The following is a 13,935-nucleotide window of genomic DNA, read 5'->3' as shown; positions in this document are numbered from 1 at the left end:
GCGCCATCGCCTCACACCCGTGCATGCCCGCATTGGCCGCACTTTTCGGCAGTGGTCGGAATATAGGCACCGCAGGCGGCACATTGGACGGTATCCTCGATCACCACAGGCTTGCGCACCGGTGCTGCGGGCGGCGGCTCGGGCCGAGCGGGCGGCGGCGCAGGCGTCGGCGGGTGCTGGGGCGGGACCGCATTGCCCGTGAAACGGTCGAAAAGGCCCTTCCAGTGCCGGAAAGTCCTGTACGCACCATAAATAGCGACGCCGAACAGCAGGATCTTGAGCAGGAAACCCATGCGGCCTTTTGCGGTTCCTGCACAACACGGTCAAGCGGGCTATAGGTAGGCGATGAGTGGAACGGAGGATCGGCCGCTCGACCTTTTCGTGGTCGGGGGCGGCATCAATGGCGCGGGCATCGCCTGCGACGCGGCGGGGCGGGCGCTCAAGGTCGGCCTCTGCGAGATGAATGATTTCGCCAGCGCGACCTCATCGAAGGCGACCAAACTCATCCATGGCGGCCTGCGCTACCTGGAAACCTACGAATTCCGCCTGGTCCGCGAGGCGCTGCAGGAGCGCGAGGTGCTGCTGGCCAAGGCGCCGCATCTGTCGTGGCCGCTACGCTTCGTGCTGCCGCACGAACCGCACCTGCGGCCGCGCTGGATGCTGCGGCTCGGCCTCTGGCTCTACGACCATCTCGACTGGCACATGACCCTGCCCAAGTCGATCGCAGTCGACCTGCCGGGATCGAAATTCGGCGCCGGTCTCAAGCCCAGCTTCCGGAAGGGCTTCGTCTATTCGGACGCCTGGGTGGACGATGCGCGGCTCGTGATCTCCAACCTGAAGTCGGCGCGCGAGATGGGTGCGAAGATCTACGCCCGCCACCGCTGCGTCTCGGCCCGCCGCAGCAGCGACGGCAAACTGTGGAACATCGAACTCGAAGGTGCCGGTGGTGCTCCGGTACATCTCAGGGCGCGCGGGCTGGTGAACGCCGCCGGCCCCTGGGTGAAGCATTTCCTCGATGAGCAGACCGAGATCCGGACGCCCAAGCGCGTGCGCCTGGTGAAGGGCAGCCATATCATCGTGCCGCGTCTCTACGAGGGCGATCACGCCTTCATCCTGCAGAACAGCGACAACCGCATCGTGTTCGTCATTCCCTACGAACGCGACTTCTCACTGATCGGCACCACCGACATCGCGGTCGAGGACGGCGAGCATCCGGTCTGCTCGCCCGAGGAGATCACCTATCTGTGCGACGTCGCCAGCCGCTACATGGCCAGGCCCGTGCGTCCGGAAGACGTGGTCTGGACCTATTCCGGCGTCCGCCCGCTGTTCGACGACGGCGACGACAACCCCTCGAAGGTGACGCGCGACTATCATCTCGAAGTCGATGGCTCGCCGCAGGACAAGGCTCCCATCCTCTCCGTGTTCGGAGGCAAGATCACGACCTACCGCCGGCTGGCGGAGCATGCGCTGCGGGACCTGCAGCCCTTTTTCCCGCGCATGGGCGGCCCCTGGACCGATAGCCGCGCGCTCTACGACGGCGAGATGGCGGACGCGCCGACCTTCGAGCAGGCCTTCGACAGGTTCGTGGACGGCGCCGCCGCCAGCAAGCCGGGCCTGCCCAAGGAACTCGTGCGCATCCTGGCCCGCCGCCACGGCTCGGGCATCGAGGATCTGCTGGAGCATGTGAAGACCGTGGCCGATCTCGGCCGGCACTTCGGCGGCTCCCTCTATGAGGTCGAGGTCCGCCATCTCGTGCGCGACGAATGGGCGGTCGAGGCCGAGGACATGCTGTGGCGGCGCACCAAGGAAGGCCTGCACATGACGGCCGGCGAACGCGAAGCATTCGCCGTCTGGATGGAAGAGCAGAGGCCCAACTTCACATAACTTTACCTCCAGTCCGGGCACGCTCGGCGCCCTCGGTCCGTACGTCAGGAACCACCCCTTGTTCGGTGAGGTTCCCGATGTCCATTCGCTCCCTGCTCCTGCCTTCCGCCCTCGTGCTGGCGGCGGGCTTTGCCTTCACCACCCCTGCCTCGGCCTTCGATCTCTTCGATGAAGACGACATGATCGAGCTCGCGCAGGCCACTCCGCCGGCCCCGCCGCCCCCTCCAGGTCCGCGGGGCGAGCGGGCCCCCGGTGAGCGAGGCGCCGCTCGCGTCGAGCGCAGCTTCTCGCCCAGGTCGATGTGCCTCGACATGGCCGCCCGCCGCATCGGCGATCGCGCCTACCTCAAGGCCCGGCTGGAGCTGAAGCCCGAGCAGATGACGGCCTGGAATGCCTTCGAGAAGGTGGCCGACGAGGCCAGCGCCAAGTCGATGGCGCGTTGCCAGACCCTGCCGGCCGAGATGAAGGAGCGCCCGACTTATCTCGAGCGCCTGACGATGGAAGAGGACGTCATGAAGGCCCGCATCGCCACGATCGAGGCGGTCAAGCCGTCGCTGACGGCGCTGGTCGCCGTCCTGACGCCGGAGCAGAAGGCGATCCTCGACCGTCCGCGTGGCGGCTTGGGCCATCATGGCGGTCCTGCGATGGGCCGCCCCGGCCCGCGCTGACCTCTACCAGTCGCTGTGGCGGACGATCTTCATCAGGTCGTCCGCCATGGTGAGGGCGGTGAGGACGCCGGTCTTGGGATTGTCCGGCATGGCCCGCCCCAGCCGCTCGAGCTTCAGCTCGCCTGAATCGGAGACGACCTCCAGCTTGCTGGCATTGGTGCCGGGCGGCAGGGTCGGATCGGCTACCAGCTCGATCTCCGTCTTGTCGAGACCCGCGCCACAGAGCGCCACCGTGACCGCCAGATTGGCATTCTTCGGATAGAGTCGGCCCGCATCCGCGGGCGAGCCGCGGAAGATCACGGTCGGTTCCTTGATCGATGGCAGGTCGAACTCGGTCTCGGCCGGCGTGCCGGTCCAGGCATGCGGCGGCTTGATCGAGATGTATTTCACCCGCTCCAGCGTCCCCAGCCGCATGGCGAGCAACCCGTCCAGGCCGGCGATGGCGCCGGACGGCAGCCGCAGACGCGCGCCGGCCTTTTCCGCCGCCTTCAGATGCTTCTTCCACAGCACCGGGTCGCCGTAGGCGCCGGTGGCGATCACCATGAAGTCGATGCCCTTCTTCAGAACGGTCTCGCCCCAGTCGCGCACCGCCTGCTGGCTCGCCGCCTCGACCACGACGTCGGGCTTGAGTTTCAGCAGCGCTTTCAGGTCATCGACGACGGCGACCTTCTTGCCGAGCTTCTTCTGGGTGGCCGCGACCCTGCCCTTGCGCACTAGGACACCCACGATGTCGATCGGCGGCTTTTTCTCGCGAAACACGTCGAACAGCATCTGGCTGATGGCGCCATAGCCGATCAGTGCGATTTTCAGCCGCTTTTGCTTAGCCATTTGTCCCCCGCTGGCTGGATTTGCCGCCGACTATAACGGGCAGGCTCGGCCCTTGCGACCCACCGGGGCGGCCGCTATAACCCCGGCCTCGCCGCGGGCCGGAGTCCGTAAAACCTGACGGAGCGTAGCTCAGCCTGGTAGAGCACTAGCTTCGGGAGCTAGGGGCCGGAGGTTCGAATCCTCTCGCTCCGACCAATCGGCGAGACGAACGGCGCGCAGCAATGCGCGCCGTTTTCGTTTTCACGCCACCAGCGGAAAGTGGCAGGCAACCTCGCGGCCGGGCGCGATCGCGCGCAGCGGCGGCACGTCGGAGGCGCAGCGCGGCTGGGCATGCGGGCAGCGCGTGCGGAATCGGCAGCCGGAGGGCGGGTCGAGCGGCGACGGCGGGTCGCCGGGCTTCAGTTTCGTATCTCCCAGCGGGACGTCCGGATCGGGCACCGGAATCGCGGCCATGAGTGCGGCTGTATAGGGATGCGCCGGCGTCGCGAACAGCGAGTCCGAATCGGCCACCTCGCAGAGCCGGCCGAGATACATGACGGCGACCCGGTCCGACACCGACTTCACCACCGCGAGATCGTGGGCGATGAACAGGAGCGTCAGGCCGAAGCGCGCCTTCATGTCCTCCAGCAGGTTGACGATCTGCGCCCGGATCGAAACATCGAGCGCCGAGACCGGCTCGTCGCACACGATCAGGCTGGGTTCGAGCACCAGCGCACGCGCGATGGCGATGCGCTGGCACTGGCCGCCGGAGAATTCGTGCGGCCTGCGGTTCCACACGAGATCGGGATCGAGGCCGACCGCCTCCATGACGGCACGCACACGGCGGGAGCGCTCGGCGGCATCGGACACGCCCGACACGATCAGCGGCTCGGCGATGATCTCGGAGACCTTGCGGCGCGGATTGAGCGAGGCGATCGGGTCCTGGAAGATCATCTGCAGGCGCGGCCGCACGGCGCGCAGCGCCTGGCCGCGCATCTTCGTGAGGTCCTGGCCGTCGAACAGCACCGCGCCCGCCTTGGGCGGCGGCAACTGCAGCAGCGCGCGCGCCAGCGAGGATTTTCCGGAGCCGGATTCGCCGACGAGGCCCAGGGTCTCACCCTGTTTCACCGATAAGGTGACGTCGCTGACGGCATGGACGTGACGGCCGCCGCCGACCGGATACTCGACCACGAGGTTCTGGATGGCGAGGAGATCGCTCATGCGCCAACGCCCCCTTCAACACCCCGGGGATGGAAGCAGGCATAGCCGCGCGAGGCTTCCCACGTCAGTACCGGCTGCTGCTCGTCACACTGCGTCGTGCGGTAGCTGCAGCGCGGCGCGAAGGAACAGCCGCCGCTGCGACGCGCGAGATCGGGCGGCCGGCCGGGAATGGCGCTGAGCCGCGAATGCGTGGGATCGGTGAGGCGCGGGAGCGAACGCAGCAGCGCCTCGGTGTAGGGCATGCGCGGCGAGCGGAAGATCTCGCGCGTCGCGGCCGCCTCCACGGCGCGGCCGGCATACATGACCATGATGTCGTCGGCGCGGCCGGCGGCCACGCCGAGATCGTGGGTGATCAGAATCATCGCCATGCCGCGCTGACGCTGCTCGCGCTGCAGCAGGTCGAGAATCTGGCGCTGCACGGTGACGTCGAGCGCCGTGGTCGGCTCGTCGGCGATCAGGAGCTTGGGCGCGCAGGCGATCGCGATGGCGATGGCCACCCTCTGGCGCATACCGCCCGACATTTCGTGCGGATACTGCCGCGCGCGGCGTTCCGGCTCGGGGATGCCGACCTCGCTCAGCAGCTCGACGGCGCGGCGCGCGGCGGCCTTCGAATCCAGCCCGCGGTTAAGGCGCAGCCCTTCCCCGATCTGGCGGCCGATCTTCATCACCGGATTGAGCGAGGTCATCGGATCCTGGAACACGATACCGATCTCGGTACCCAGGACGCCGCGGAACTCGCGCGGCGAGAGGCCGCGAAGATCACGCCCCTCGAAGAGGACCTGGCCCGCCACGCCGGCGCCCGATCCTGCGCCGACCAGGCCGATCAGCGAGCGCACCAGCACCGACTTGCCCGATCCGGACTCGCCCACGATGCCGAGCGTGCGCCCCTCGTGCAGGTCGAACGACACGCCGTCGACGGCGCGCAACGGCCCGCGCGCCGTGGAGAAGCTCACCTCGGCGTTGCGCACCGACAGGAGCGGCGCCTGGCTCTTCGCCTGGCCGCTCACAGCGCCGACCTCCGCGGATCGACCATGTTGCGCACCATGTCGCCCACGAAGTTGAGCGACAGGACCGTGGCGAACATCACCGCGGCCGGAATCAGCGCGGTATGGGGCGCTACGTCGAGCGCCTCGCGCCCGTCGGCGATCATGCCGCCCCAGCTCGGCTGCGGCGCCGGGATGCCGAGCCCCAGGAAGGACAGCGCGCCTTCCGCCACGATGATCACGCTGATCGCCACCAGCCAGAAGGCGAACATCGGCGGCAGGAGGTTGGGCAGGATCTCGCGCGTCAGGATGCGCCAGTCGCTGGCGCCGACGGTGCGGGCGGCCAGCACGAAGTCTCGATTGGCCCAGGCCAGGGTATTCGCCCGCGACACCCGTGCTGCGGCGGGTATCGACAGGATGCCCAGCGCCAGGGTGACGTTGAACAGGCTCTGCCCGAGATAGGCGGTGAAGGTGAGCGCCAGCACCAGCGACGGGAAAGCGAGCAGGATGTCGATGAAGCCGACCGCCAGCAGGTCGACCTTGCCGCGGAAATAGCCGGCGCTCATGCCGATCGCGCCGCCCACCAAAAAGCCGAGGAACGGTGCGCAGATGCCGACGATCAGCGAGGTGCGCGCGCCGTAGATCACGCGCGAGAGCATGTCGCGGCCGAGATTGTCGGTGCCCAGCAGGAACTCGGCCGAGGGCGGCTTGCGGCGCAGGATCAGTTCCTGCGCCGACGGATCGGGCAGCCCGATCCAGTCGGCGGTGATCGCCAGGAAGACCACGAGCAGCAGCCAGCCCAGCGGCAGGGCGAGCGCCCAGCGCCAGCGGCGGCGCGGCCCCGTCGCGGCGATGGCGGCGACCTTAGCTGCGGAAGCGGACATGACGCACCCTCGGGTCGAGCACGGCATAGAGCATGTCGACCAGGAAGTTGATGACCACGAAGCCGACCGCGATGAAGGCCACGGTGCCCTGCACGAGGATCAGGTCGCGGTTGAAGATGCCGCCCAGCAGCAGACGGCCGACGCCCGGCAGCGCGAAGATCTGCTCCACGATCACCGCGCCGCCGATCAGCCCTCCGATGTTGAGGCCGAGGATGGTGATCAGGGTGAACGACGAGGGCCGCAGCGCGTGCTGCAGCAGGACACGCCACTGCGGCAGGCCCTTGGCCCGCGCCAGCAGGATGAAGTCCTCCTTGAGCGTGGTCAGCAGGTCCGAGCGCAGCACGCGCATCAGCACTGTCCACTCGATCAGGCCCAGGGTCAGCGACGGCAGGATCATCGATTCGAGATTGTCCCACAGTCCTTCGGACATCGGCGTGAAGCCGGTCGCCGGCAGGAGGTCGAAGGTCACGGAGAAGAGATAGATCAGGACAATGCCCAGCATGAAGTTGGGCATCGCGAGAAATCCGAAGGCAGCCGAGGCGGAGATGCGATCGAACAGGCCGCCGGGGCGCCGCACCGAGAGCAGCGCCACCGGGATCGCGATGCCGAGCGCGATGAGCTGGGCCATCACCATGAGCTGCAGCGACACCGGCAGGCGGTCGAGGATCGCCTGCACCACCGGCTCGCCACTGCGGTAGGAGCGGCCGAGGTCGCCCGACAGCGCCGAACCGAGCCAGTCGAAGTATCGAACCAGCATCGGCCGGTCGAGGCCGAGGTCGGCGCGCAGGCCGGCAATGTCCTGGGGCGTCGCCAGGTTCCCCAGGATCACGATCGCCACGTCACCCGGCAGGATGTTGACGATCGTGTAGGTCAGCAGGGTGACGCAGAACAGCACGACCACCAACCGCACCAACTGGCGTACCAGCCATGGCATCGGGAACGCCTACGCTACTCTCAGCACCGCCCCTATTTCGTCAGCCACGCGCCCTCGACCTGCACCGCGCCGCCGCGCAGGGCCGGAATCCCGTGCACATTGGCGCGGGTGATCGCGAAGTCGATGTTGCTGCCGGACCACAGCCAGACCGCGTCGTCGTTCAGGATCTTGATGAGGTCGCAGTACGCCGCCTTGCGCTTGTTCTCGTCGAGGCTGGTGCGGCCGACCAGGAGCAGGCGATCGACCTCGGCGTTGTTGTAGCCGGAAAAGTTGATCGGGCTCTTGGAATGGAAGTTGGCGAACATCTGCGGATCGACGTCGGCGAGGTCGATGATGCGCCAGCCGGTGACCTGGAAGTCGCGTGTCAGCGCCTCCTTCACGAGCTGCGTCTGGTCGACCGGCTTGATCTCGACGTCGATGCCGGCCTTCTTCATGTCGGCCTGGAAGACCTGGGCGCCCTCGCGGCCGCGCGGCGACGCCGTGACCGTCATGGTGAGCTTCACCGGCTTGCCGTAGTCCGCAATCAGCTTGCGCGCGGCGGCCGGATCGTACTTCAGCGCGCCGGTATCCTTGCACTCGATCCCCGAGCTCGGGCCGTAGGGATCGTCGTAGACGGGACGAAGACCCTGGGTCAGGACGGCGGCGTTGGCCTTGCGGTTCAGCGCCATCGAGACGGCCTGGCGCACGCGCTTGTCGTTCAGCGGCTCCCGCTGGGTGTTGAGCGGAATGACCAGCGCGCCGCTGCCCACCCATTGCAGCACGCGCAGGTTCTTGTCCTTCTTCGCCTTGACGATGTTCTCCGCGCGATCCTCCCAGATCACCTGGACGTCGCCCTTCACCAGGCTGGCGTAACGGGCGTCGGAATCCGGCAGCGGTCGTACCGTCACGCGGTCGAGGTAGGGCTTGTCCTTGTCCCAGTAGTTGGGGTTGCGCTCCGCGACCAGCCGGTCGGCGGCGCGCCATTCCTTGAAGACGAACGGACCAGTGCCGACGGGATTGCGGTTGTAATCGGCACCCTTCTCCTGGGCGATCTTCACCGGGATGATCAGCGTCGTGACGGTCGGCTGCGCCAAGGTCCGGGGCAGGGCCGCGTTGGGGCCGCGCATCCTGAAGACCGCCGTCAGATCGTCCGGCGCCTCGACCTTCTCGATGGCGAGATAGGCGCGCCCAGCGAAGCGGTTGGCCGGATCGAGCAGCCGGTTGAAATGGTCGGCCACGGCCTGGGCGGTGAACGGCGTGCCGTCGTGCCATTTCACGTTCGGACGGATCTTGGCCGTCCAGACGCTGCCATCCTCATTGGGCGTCATTGACAATGCGAGCGCCGGTATGAGGTTGCCCTTGTCGTCGAGCCGCATCAGCGTCTCGTAGAAGAGCGAGGCCGCGGTCACGGTCGAATTCGAGTAGACGCCCGCCCGGATCGGATCGAAGCCTTCAAAGTCACTTTCGACCCCGATCGTCAGTGCGCCGCCGCGAACGGGTGCAGGCGCCTGGGCGAAGGCCGGAACTGCGAAAGCCGCGGCGAGCGCCGCCGCCAGACCGAATCTGCGTGAAAACAGTGCCATTCAGGCCCTCCCATGGATCGCGCCGTTGACCGGCATCAACTCTATGGGCGGGAAGATAACGCGATGGTTGCCGCAAGCCTAGAGGATTGCGGCGTTCCTGAAGTTCCGCAGGCTACATGCAGTAGGCTTGGGCCGCGACGACCGCGTTCAGGCCCTGCATTTCCTGCGGCGAGAGATTCGACGGGTTGAGCAGATTGCCGCTCACGCTCACCGACTGGTTCGACTTGCGCAGGCCGAGGATCGCGTTCGCGCGCTGGTCGGCCGGGATGCGCGCGATGATGCACTGACACATCTTTTCGGAGGCCGTGACCATGCATTCGGCCATGAGTTCGTCGGCACGCGAGGCGGACGAAAAACCCAGGGTCAGGACGAGAGCGGCAAATCCGGCGGCGATGATACGCATGCAAATCTCCATGGATGGCGCATCCTACACCGTCTCTCAGGTCACCAGCCAGTTCCTCAGAAGGCCGAACAGGCCGGTCAGGAAGAGGATTGCGAGCGCGACGTTGCGGTAGAGCCGCTCGCTGGCAAGACCGTGGAACAGCCGCCCGCCGGCCCAGGCTCCCAGCACCATGACCGGGAACAGCACGACGGCGCGCACCAGCGCGTCGGCACCGGCAACGCCGGTGGCCAGCACGATCACGATCAGCAGGAACTGCGTCAGGAAGTAGTAGGTGACGATGTTGGCGCGGTTGACCTGCGGCGGATCGTTGCCTGACAGGAGGTAGAGCAGCACCGGCGGGCCACCGACGCTGGTCGTCGCCATCATCGCGCCCGAGATGGCGCCCACGATCACCGTCGCCACGGTCGAGCGCCGGCCGGTGTATTTCCAGCCCGTCCACATCAGGAGCACGAAGGCCACGATCACGGCCGATACCGAGGTCACGATCGTGCCCTTGTCGACGCTGGCCAGCAGCCAGACGCCCGCCGGCATAGCGAGACACGCCGCGATGCTCATCGGCATCAGCACCTTCCAGTCGGCATGCCGCCGCACCTGCGGGAAGAGCTGCAAGGAGACGACCAGCTCGATGGCGACCACCGTCACCACCATCTCGGCCGATCCGAACAGGATCGCGAAGATCGGCGCCATCAGCATGGCCGAGCCGAAGCCCGCGAACCCGCGCATCAGCCCCGCGACCAGCGTGACGCCGAGCGCGGTCCACAGGCCGGTCTCGGCGAACAGGGATTGGATGTAGGGGAGCATGAGGCGACGGACTCGATCGGATTGAAGACGTTCGACGACACTGATCCGCGGCCCGAAGGCGGCGGATCAGCGAATAACTCGAAGCGTCGTAAGTCGCATCATGATGGCCGGAGTGTCGACGATGGCGAAAGAGTCGTCAACAACACAAGCCGACTAGCGCCTTGCCTGCCCTTCTCCGGTCTTGTCGCGCAGGCGGCGCATGCCGCGCAGCCAGCGGTCGCGGTCGAGCTTGCGCACCATATATTCCTTCACCTCGGGATGCGGCAGGATCAGGAAGCGCTCCTCGTCCATCGCCTCGATCACCGTCTGCGCCACCGCGTCGGTGTTGATCACGCCGTCGACGGAAGCCGCCGTCGCGCCGGCCATGCGCAGCATATTGGTATCGACGGCCTGCGGGCACAGCACCGAGACCCGGATGCCGCGGTCGCCGTACTGGATGGAAAGATGCTCGGCCAGCGCCACGGCGGCGTTCTTGGTGACGCCGTAGGGCGCTGAGCCCATCGAGGCCAGCAGGCCGGCCGCACTCGCGGTGTTCAGCAGATAGCCCTCGCCGCGCTTCAGCATCTGCGGCACCAGCGCCCGCGCGGCGTAGACGTGCGCCATGACGTGGATCGCCCAGGAATCGGCCCAATCCTTGTCGGTTGCATCCTCATGACCGCCGCGGCCGATGCCGGCATTGGAGAAGAAGATGTCGATCTCACCATACTTCTTCTCTGCTTCGGCGATGAGACGCTTCACCTCGGACTCCTGGCCGATGTCACCCGCCACCGCGAGGGCACCAATGTCGCTCGCGACCTTCTCGAGCCGTTCGGCATCCCGGTCGGCCACGACCAGCCCCTTGGCGCCTTCCTTCGCAAAGCGCCGCGCGATCGCCTCGCCGATGCCGCCCGCCGCGCCAGTGACGACGCAGACCTTGCCCTTGACCTTCATGTCAGCCCCACGATTGCTCGATCAGATCGATGTACTGCGCCTTGGTCGGCTGGCGCGGCGTCGAGAGGTGGCAATGGTCGCCCATCGCGCCCTCGGCGATCTTCTCGATCGTGTCCTGCGCCAGCCCCGCCGCCCCAAGGCCCTTCGGGATGCCGAGCCGCTCGTTGAGCGCCGACACCGCGTTGGCCACGCCGTCGGCGCTGGCCTCGCTTTCGGGCAGGCCCATCACCTGCGCCACCCGCTTGAACTTGTCGCCCACCGCCGGTTCGTTGAAGCGCAGCACCGCCGGCAGATAGATCGCGTTCAAGGTGCCGTGATGCAGGCGATAACCCTTGAGTCCGCCGGTCGGATGCGAGAGTGCGTGCACGGCACCCAGCCCTTTCTGGAACACCATGGCACCCTCCATGGCGGCCACCGCCATATTGTAGCGGGCCTCGCGATCCTGCCCGTCCTTCGTCGCGCGTTCGACGTACGTCCAGGCCTTTTCCAAACCATCGAGTGCGATCGCATCGGCCGGCGGGTTGAAGACGTTGGCGAGGTAGCATTCGATATTGTGGGTGAAGGCGTCCATTCCGGTACCGGCCGTGAGATGCGGCGGCAGGCTCATCGTGAGTTCGGGATCGATCAGCGCCAGCCGCGGAATGAGGTACGGACTGCCGATCGCCAGCTTTCGCCCGGAATCCATGATGATGACGCCGCCGCGGCTCACCTCGCTGCCGGTGCCCGACGTTGTGGGAATCGCGACCATGGGCGCCACCGCCGCCGTGATCTTGCCCGCCCCGCCCTCGACGAACGAATAAGCCTGCAGCGACGGGCCGGGATGTGTCGCCATCAGCGCGACGGCCTTGGCAAGATCCATGGGCGAGCCGCCGCCGATGGCGATGATGCCGTCGCAGCCCTCCTCCTTGTAGACCTTGAGCGCGTCGCGCATGGCCGCTTCCGTCGGATTCTCCGGCGTCTCGTCGTAGATCGTGATCGGCATGTTGCCGGGCAGCTGCTCCTTGACCTTGGCCCACAGGCCGGCCGCGATGACGCCCTTGTCGGTGACGATCAGGGGGCGGCGCATGCCCATCAGCTGCAGCTCGGACTCGAGCAGCTTCAGCGCGCCGAAGTCGAACTGGATACGGGTCAGGTAGGTGATCAGGGCCATGTACTCTTTCCTCTCGATTTTGCGCCGAGCCTACGCGAGAACCTGCGCATGAGCGACACCCTCATCCTGCGCGCCGGGACCGCCGGCGATGCCGCCGCGATCGCCCACGTGATCGCGGCCTCCTTCGAGCAGTATCGTGGCAAGCTCAACCCGGAATCCGGCGCCTTCCGGGAGACCGCCGACGGCATCGCTGCCGAACTCACCAGGGGCGCCGGCGCGATCGTCGCGGAGCGGAATGGCGAGATGCTGGGCTGCGTGCTCGTTGAAGAGCAGGAAGGCGATCTCTATTTCGGCCGGCTCTCCGTCATGCCTTCGGCGCGCGGCCAAGGCCTCGCGAAGCAGTTGGTCGATGCGGTCGAGGCCGAGGCACGCCGTCGCGGCCTCCCCGGCGTCCGCCTGGGTGTACGCGTCGTCCTCGCCGGCAACCAGCGCCTGTTCCAGGCGCTCGGCTACCGCGAGACGTCGCGGGAGGCCCATCCAGGCTTCGACCATCCGACCTCGATCAACATGCGCAAGCCGCTGCCCTGATCGGAGACCGGGAATTATCCCTGCCCGCGCGCCAACGACGCGACCGATTGACCGTTGAGCAACCGGGGCTCCGGTCTGCTAATCTGAGAGGCATGAGCAGCCGCACCCCCCTCACCGGTCCGTCCGTCTGGCATGGCCAGGACATCAAGAATTCCACGCGCTGGATTCGCACCCTGACGCCCGATGGCGTCGATGAGCTCGACGCCGCCCTCAAGGGCCTGCGCGGCATGGAATGGTCGGAGATCACGCGCGGCGACTTCCACCTGCCGACGCTGGACGAGCTGTTCGACGACATCGCCGACGAGCTGGAGAATGGCAGCGGCATCGTGAAGCTGCGCGGCATTCCGGTCGACCGCTACAGCGAGGAGGACCTTCGCCGTCTCTACTTCGCCATCGGCACGCATGTCGGCACGCCGGTGTTTCAGAACCGCAGCGGCGAGCTGATGCGCGCCATCCGCGACGAGGGCGCCCATGTCGGCCGCACCTACGGCGAGACCAAGGACGAGAAGGGCTCGACCTTCCTCTCCTCCTATGCCCGCACCCTCACCAACGGCGCGTTGCGCTTCCACACCGACCGCACCGACGTCGTGACCCTTCTATGCGTACGCCAGGCGCGCGCCGGCGGCGTCAGCAAGCTCGCGTCGACGCCCGCCATCCACAACGCGATGCTGGAGCGCCGGCCCGACCTGCTCGAACTGCTGTTCCAGGATTACTGGCGCAGCCGGTTCGGCGAGGAGGGCACCAAGAAGGACGGCGAGGCGACGACGCGCGAGACCGCCTATCCGCTGCCGATCTTCGGCCTGCGCGACGGCAAGTTCACGTCCCACTATTCGCTGACCTTCATCGAGGCGGCGCAGATGGCCCCCGGCGTCCCGAAGCTCACCGACGCCCAGCGCGAGGCGATCGACGTGCTGATGCAGACTGCCGAGGAACTCTGCTTCGAGATGACGCTCGAGCCCGGCGACCTGCAGCTCATCAACAGCCACGTCACCTATCACGGCCGCACGCCGTTCGAGGATGACGCCACGAGCGGCCACGACCGCCTGCTGCTGCGCCTCTGGCTCACCATGCGCAACAATCGGCCCCTGCCCCACGGACATGAAATCCTGTGGCAGGAAATCGAAGCCGGCCGCCCGCGCGGCGGCATCCGCCAGATCGAACTCTAGCTGGGGGCGCGCCA

Annotated in this window: 15 protein-coding genes and 1 tRNA gene; 5 read left to right on the top strand and 11 right to left on the bottom strand. The window is 67.1% G+C overall.

The window, feature by feature from the left end:
* Nucleotides 1-11: 11 nt before the first annotated feature.
* Nucleotides 12-293: a hypothetical protein gene (locus EPO41_RS26915; RefSeq protein WP_296332109.1), complete on the bottom strand. Its 282-nt coding sequence runs from the start codon at nt 291-293 to the stop codon at nt 12-14.
* Nucleotides 294-345: 52 nt separating this feature from the next.
* On the opposite strand from EPO41_RS26915, the gene glpD reads away from it, so the two are divergent.
* Both glpD and EPO41_RS26905 read left to right on the top strand, forming a co-directional pair.
* Nucleotides 346-1,884 carry a glycerol-3-phosphate dehydrogenase gene (glpD, locus tag EPO41_RS26910; protein WP_296332107.1) on the top strand — a complete coding sequence of 513 codons (1,539 nt, stop codon included), beginning with the start codon at nt 346-348 and terminating at the stop codon, nt 1,882-1,884.
* 77 nt (nt 1,885-1,961) lie between these two features.
* The gene (locus EPO41_RS26905; protein ID WP_296332105.1) at nt 1,962-2,552 is read left to right on the top strand and encodes a Spy/CpxP family protein refolding chaperone; all 591 of its coding nucleotides are present in this window, start codon (nt 1,962-1,964) and stop codon (nt 2,550-2,552) included.
* Between the two features lie 3 nt (nt 2,553-2,555).
* Here the strand turns inward: EPO41_RS26905 and EPO41_RS26900 are convergent, their stop codons facing one another.
* Nucleotides 2,556-3,380 carry an aspartate dehydrogenase gene (locus tag EPO41_RS26900; protein WP_296332103.1) on the bottom strand — a complete coding sequence of 275 codons (825 nt, stop codon included), beginning with the start codon at nt 3,378-3,380 and terminating at the stop codon, nt 2,556-2,558.
* Between the two features lie 118 nt (nt 3,381-3,498).
* Between EPO41_RS26900 and EPO41_RS26895 the strand changes: the two genes are divergently transcribed.
* A tRNA-Pro gene (locus EPO41_RS26895) sits at nt 3,499-3,575 on the top strand.
* A gap of 45 nt (nt 3,576-3,620) precedes the next feature.
* Here EPO41_RS26895 and EPO41_RS26890 read toward each other — a convergent pair.
* The 9 genes from EPO41_RS26890 to EPO41_RS26850 all read right to left on the bottom strand — a co-directional run bounded on the left by EPO41_RS26890 (nt 3,621) and on the right by EPO41_RS26850 (nt 12,227).
* A complete protein-coding gene (locus tag EPO41_RS26890; RefSeq protein ID WP_296332102.1) occupies nt 3,621-4,580 on the bottom strand; it encodes an oligopeptide/dipeptide ABC transporter ATP-binding protein in 960 nt (319 codons plus the stop codon).
* Nucleotides 4,577-5,587, bottom strand: coding sequence for an ABC transporter ATP-binding protein (locus tag EPO41_RS26885; RefSeq protein ID WP_296332100.1), 1,011 nt, complete (start codon nt 5,585-5,587; stop codon nt 4,577-4,579). The genes EPO41_RS26890 and EPO41_RS26885 overlap by 4 nt, the downstream gene beginning before the upstream one ends.
* Entirely contained in the window at nt 5,584-6,447 is an 864-nt protein-coding gene (locus EPO41_RS26880; protein WP_296332098.1) for an ABC transporter permease, read from the bottom strand. Before EPO41_RS26880 ends, EPO41_RS26885 begins: the two co-directional genes overlap by 4 nt.
* A complete protein-coding gene (locus EPO41_RS26875) occupies nt 6,428-7,381 on the bottom strand; it encodes an ABC transporter permease (protein WP_296332097.1) in 954 nt (317 codons plus the stop codon). The genes EPO41_RS26880 and EPO41_RS26875 overlap by 20 nt, the downstream gene beginning before the upstream one ends.
* 32 nt (nt 7,382-7,413) lie before the next feature.
* Complete coding sequence (locus EPO41_RS26870; protein WP_296332095.1) at nt 7,414-8,943, bottom strand: ABC transporter substrate-binding protein; 1,530 nt, start codon at nt 8,941-8,943, stop codon at nt 7,414-7,416.
* Between the two features lie 112 nt (nt 8,944-9,055).
* Nucleotides 9,056-9,346, bottom strand: coding sequence for a hypothetical protein (locus EPO41_RS26865; protein ID WP_296332092.1), 291 nt, complete (start codon nt 9,344-9,346; stop codon nt 9,056-9,058).
* Nucleotides 9,347-9,382: 36 nt separating this feature from the next.
* Nucleotides 9,383-10,147 carry a sulfite exporter TauE/SafE family protein gene (locus EPO41_RS26860; RefSeq protein ID WP_296332089.1) on the bottom strand — a complete coding sequence of 255 codons (765 nt, stop codon included), beginning with the start codon at nt 10,145-10,147 and terminating at the stop codon, nt 9,383-9,385.
* A 153-nt stretch (nt 10,148-10,300) separates the two neighbouring features.
* The gene (locus EPO41_RS26855; protein ID WP_296332088.1) at nt 10,301-11,077 is read right to left on the bottom strand and encodes an SDR family oxidoreductase; all 777 of its coding nucleotides are present in this window, start codon (nt 11,075-11,077) and stop codon (nt 10,301-10,303) included.
* Nucleotide 11,078: 1 nt separating this feature from the next.
* Complete coding sequence (locus EPO41_RS26850) at nt 11,079-12,227, bottom strand: iron-containing alcohol dehydrogenase (RefSeq protein WP_296332087.1); 1,149 nt, start codon at nt 12,225-12,227, stop codon at nt 11,079-11,081.
* 48 nt (nt 12,228-12,275) lie between these two features.
* Between EPO41_RS26850 and EPO41_RS26845 the strand changes: the two genes are divergently transcribed.
* Both EPO41_RS26845 and EPO41_RS26840 read left to right on the top strand, forming a co-directional pair.
* Entirely contained in the window at nt 12,276-12,755 is a 480-nt protein-coding gene (locus tag EPO41_RS26845) for a GNAT family N-acetyltransferase (protein WP_296332086.1), read from the top strand.
* Nucleotides 12,756-12,847: 92 nt separating this feature from the next.
* The gene (locus tag EPO41_RS26840; protein ID WP_296332085.1) at nt 12,848-13,921 is read left to right on the top strand and encodes a TauD/TfdA family dioxygenase; all 1,074 of its coding nucleotides are present in this window, start codon (nt 12,848-12,850) and stop codon (nt 13,919-13,921) included.
* The last annotated feature ends 14 nt before the right edge of the window (nt 13,922-13,935 follow it).

It is taken from the genome of Reyranella sp., assembly GCF_004297265.1.
Taxonomy (GTDB): Bacteria; Pseudomonadota; Alphaproteobacteria; order Reyranellales; family Reyranellaceae; genus Reyranella.
Note: the sequence above shows the minus strand (reverse complement) of the source record. Positions and strands in the feature narration are given on the sequence as shown.